Here is a 4,457-nt window from a genome sequence, read left to right as displayed (position 1 = left end):
GCGGGGGCTGCGGCTTTGGCGGCGCCGCTTTATGCGAAAAGCGCGCTGGCGTCGTCGGGGGAGATCAACATCCTGATGTGGTCGGACTACCTGCCGCCGGAATTCATCGCAGGCTTTGAGGCCAAGACCGGCATCAAGGTGAATTACACCGGCATCGGCTCCAACGAGGAAATCATCAACAAGATGAAGGCCACCAAGGGCCAGGGCTTTGATATCGTCAGCCCCACCAACAACCGGTCGCTGCAGTGGGGGCCCTTGGAGCTGCTGAAGCCCTTCGATATGAGCAAGGTGAACATTGACGCGGTGAACCCGGCGATGGCGAAAATCGGCACCGATGCCTGGAACTTCGAAGGCAATGGCGTGCACTGGCTGCCGCATATCTGGGGCACCGAGGGCATCGCCTACCGCACCGACAAATGGCTGCCCGCGGGCGATGCGCCGTCTTACGGCGATGTCTGGAGCGAGGAAAACGCCGGCAAGACCATGGGCCGGGCGCATTCGATGATGCTGGGGGCCGGGCTTTACATGGAGGCCTCGGGCGAGATGGAGCCGGGCTCGATCTGGGCCGCTTACGAGGACGAGGAAACCATGCGCAAGGTCTGGGGCCAGGTCACCGACTGGTGCGTGGCGCGCAAGGACCGGATCAAGCTGATCTGGAACGACGCCGACACCCAGAAGAACGGCCTCCTGAACGAGGGCGTGGTGGTCGGCCAGACCTGGGACGGCCCGCCCTTGGCGCTGAAATCCGCAGGCGAGCCGGTGCATTACCAGGCGCCGGTCGAGGGCGCGATGGCCTGGGTCGACGGCATGTCGATGCCGGTCGGCGCCCAGAATGAAGAGCAGGTTTATGCCTTCATCGATTACGCCTACCAGCAGGAGCCCGCGGGCAAGGCGATCGACAGCCACGGCTACAACTCGCCGGTGCTGGGCGCCGACGGCTTCTCCGGCGATGTCTACAAGAAGAACTTCGCCGAGGCCTATCCGGGCGACAGCCTGGCCAATCTGAACCCCTGGCCGGCCGAGGCGCCCTGGTACGCCGACGTGCGCACCGAGTTCGTCAACAAGTTCAAGAGCGCCTGATCTGAGCGCTTGAGACTCTGGCCCCCGGCACACGTCCGGGGGCCAGCCATGTGCCTCTGCGGCGCAATCACAAACGAATAGAAATAGGAAGCAGGCCGTGCGGGGCCGGCGGTGCGCCGCCGGAGGGCTGCCTGCGCCCTGGGGAGAAGCCAAATGAGTGCTGGGGTCGGCGTTGATCTCGAAAACCTCTGGATCCGCTTCGGCGACTTTGTTGCCGTGCGCGATGCCAATGTGAACATCAATGGAGGGGATTTCTTCTCCTTCCTGGGGCCGTCGGGCTGCGGCAAGACAACGATCCTGCGCGCGGTCTCGGGGTTCCTGGAGCCCAGCGGCGGCCGGGTGCTGATCGGCGGCAGCGACATGAAGGGGATCGGGCCGAACAAGCGCCCGACGGCGCTGATCTTCCAGAACCTGGCGCTGTTTCCGCTGATGAAGGTCTGGGAGAACATCACCTTTTCGATGGAAATCAAGGGCGCCTCGGCCCGCGAGCGCCGCAAGCGTGCGGATGAACTGCTGGACATGATCGCGCTGCCGGGCCAGGGCGACAAGCTGCCCTCGGAACTGTCGGGCGGCCAGCGCCAGCGGGTGGCCATCGCGCGCGCCCTTTGCGCGGAACCTGATGTGCTCTTGCTCGATGAGCCCTTGTCGGCCCTGGACCTCAAGCTGCGCCAGCACATGCGCACCGAGCTGCGGGAGATCCAGCAGCGGGTCGGCATCACCTTCATCTACATCACCCACGACCAGGGCGAGGCGCTGACCATGTCCGACAGCATCGCGGTGATGAAGGCGGGCGTCATTGACCAGATCGCCGACGGCAAGACCATCTACAACGACCCCTCCACCGCATTCGCCGCGTCTTTTGTGGGCGAAAACAACGTCTTCCGCGGCCGCATCAAGCGCATCATGGGCAATGAGGCGCTGATCGCCACCAACCGCTCCGGCGAGCTGGTGGCGCGGATCTCCACCGCCAACCAGGGCAAGATGAAGGAAGGCGACGAGGCGATGATGTTCATCCGCCCGGAAGCCTTTGCGCTGGCGCCAGAGGGGGCCTCCGGCGATCACTTCATCACCGCCCGCGTCAACCACGAGGAGTTCGAGGGCAATGTCTTCAACATCTTCATGGAAGGCGAGGGCGGCAAGGAGCTGAAGGTCTCGATCCCCAACCTCGGCCAGTCGTTCGAGGACCACACCGGCCAGAATATCACCCTGGAATACGCGGCGGACAACGCCGTCATCGTGCCTGCCGGTGAACTGGCGGCGGAATGAGGGAGGTCACGGCATGCCAAGCTTCCTGAGGGAGTTCTTCAAACGCAACGGCACCGGCATGGGCAGCCTGATGCTGGGGCTGGTCCTGTTCTGGACCATCGGCCTCATTATCCTGCCGCAGCTGTCGATGCTCGACTTCTCGTTCCGGCCCAACCTGCCGCCGCCGGAGATCGGCGGGCCCAGGGACGTCTACACGCTGGAGAATTACAAATACCTGGTCTACGGGCCCGAGGGCGGCAGCCAGGACTATAACGCGGTCGATCTCAAGGTGTTCTTCCGCACCCTGGTGGCGGCCATCTGCGTCACCGTCTTCAACCTGATCCTGTGCTACCCGATCGCCTATTACCTGGCCCAGACCAAGGGCAATCACATCCGCATCTTCGCGCTGATGCTGATCATCCCCTACTGGATCAACGAGATCCTGCGGGCGTTCGCCTTGCGCATCATCTTCGGCGAAACCGGGGTTCTGAACAACGCCTTGGTGGGGCTGGGGATTTTCGACACGCCGTTTGACTTCATCCGCAATGACATCGCGCTTTATGCGGGTCTGGGCTACGCCTACATCCTGCTGATGATCTTCCCGATCTACAATGTGATCGAGAGCCTCGACCGCAACCAGATCGAGGCGGCGCGGGACATGGGGGCAAGCTGGGCCAAGATCCACCAGCGGGTGGTCATTCCCTATGCCAAACCGGGCATCTCCTCCGGCTGCACCATGGTGTTCATGCTGTCGGCAGGCGCGCTGGCGGCGCCGCAGATCCTGGGCGGGCCGTCCAGCTTGTGGTTCACGCAGCTGATCTATCAGCAGTTCAATGACAACTCCGACTGGCCGCAGGGCGCGGCCTATGCGGTGGTGCTGCTGGTCACCTGTATCCTGCTGGTGCTGGCCGTCATGCGCCTGTTCAAGGTGAACATGGGGGACATCGGCAAATGAAGACCTTCTCCTTTATGCGCCTGAGCCTCTGGGTCTATCTGGCGATCTTCTTTGCCTATCTCCTGGGCCCGCTGGTGATCATGTCGGCCACCGCCTTCAACTCGCCCGCCTTCCCGCGGATGACCCCCTGGGAATGCCTGACCTTCGAGTGGTTCTCGGCCCTGTTCCGCGACGAGCGGATCCTGAACGGCATCTGGAACTCGATCCTGGTGGGGGCGGGCACGGTGGTATTGTCCGTCGCCATGGGCCTCGCAGGCGCGCTGATGCTGACCCAGATCTGGCCCAAGCTCAGGGCGACCTATTACACCATCATCATCGCGCCGATCCTCATTCCCGGCGTGGTGCTGGGGATCTCGACCCTGGTGTTCTGGGACCGGATCAACCGGATGCTGGGGCTGGGGGCGGACAGCTGGCTCTCAAACGGGCTGTTCCTGACCATCATCGGCCAGTCCACCTTCATCGCCAGCTACTGCATGCTGGTGCTGGTGGCCCGCCTGCAGCGCTATGACGTGGCCCTGACCGAGGCGGCGCTGGACCTCGGCGCCACCCATGCCCAGGCCTTCCGCAAGGTGCTGCTGCCCTTCATGCGGCCTGCGATTGCCTCGGCGGCGGTGCTGGCGTTTCTCGCAAGCTTCGAGAACTACAACACCACCACCTTCACCTTCGGCGAATACCCGACGCTGACCATCGAGCTGGCGCAGAAGGTGCGTTACGGCATCACCCCCGCGATCTCGGCGCTGGCCTTCATCATCGTGGTGCTGACGGTGATTGCAGCACTCGCCAACGAGGCCTCGATCCGCCGCAAGGAGCTGGTGGCGGCGGCGCGCAGGAAGGCCACGGTGGAGGAGCTGGAAAGCGGCCGGCTGCGGCTGCCCGGCTTCCTCAGCTCCAACGCCGCCGCGGTGGCCTTGGTTGTGGTGGCCTGCGCCACGGTGGCCGTTGTGGGTACCGCAACGGTCTACAGCCCGGCCCAATGCATCGCCAATGTGCAGGAGCAGAAGCGCCTGGAGACCGAACAGCGCATCCAGGAGCTGCGCCGCCAGCGCGAGCTGCGCCGCCAGCAGCAGCTGGAGCAGCAGGGCGAAGCGCCTGCGCCAAGCGCCCCCTCCAGCGGCGGCGGCAGCTCCGGCTTCGGCGGCGTCTTCGACCCCGGCAACCTCTCGGGCGGCAGCGAAGA

4 protein-coding genes are annotated in these 4,457 nt (G+C 64.3%); all 4 read left to right on the top strand.

Annotated elements, in window-relative coordinates; translation table 11 throughout:
* Positions 1–1,080, top strand: a 1,080-nt coding sequence (locus ACFMBG_RS23950) for an extracellular solute-binding protein (protein ID WP_421057144.1), incomplete at its 5' end; no start/stop codon positions are given.
* A 153-nt stretch (positions 1,081–1,233) separates the two neighbouring features.
* On the top strand, positions 1,234–2,346 hold the full coding sequence (locus ACFMBG_RS23945) for an ABC transporter ATP-binding protein (protein ID WP_421057143.1): 1,113 nt from the start codon (positions 1,234–1,236) through the stop codon (positions 2,344–2,346).
* A 13-nt stretch (positions 2,347–2,359) separates the two neighbouring features.
* Entirely contained in the window at positions 2,360–3,280 is a 921-nt protein-coding gene (locus ACFMBG_RS23940) for an ABC transporter permease (RefSeq protein ID WP_421057142.1), read from the top strand.
* The coding region (locus ACFMBG_RS23935) for an ABC transporter permease (protein ID WP_421057141.1) at positions 3,277–4,457 on the top strand (1,181 nt) is incomplete at its 3' end. The genes ACFMBG_RS23940 and ACFMBG_RS23935, both read left to right, overlap by 4 nt.

Origin of the sequence: Leisingera coralii (assembly GCF_049056525.1) — a bacterium.
Classification (GTDB): Bacteria; Pseudomonadota; Alphaproteobacteria; order Rhodobacterales; family Rhodobacteraceae; genus Leisingera; species Leisingera coralii.
Note: the sequence above shows the minus strand (reverse complement) of the source record. Positions and strands in the feature narration are given on the sequence as shown.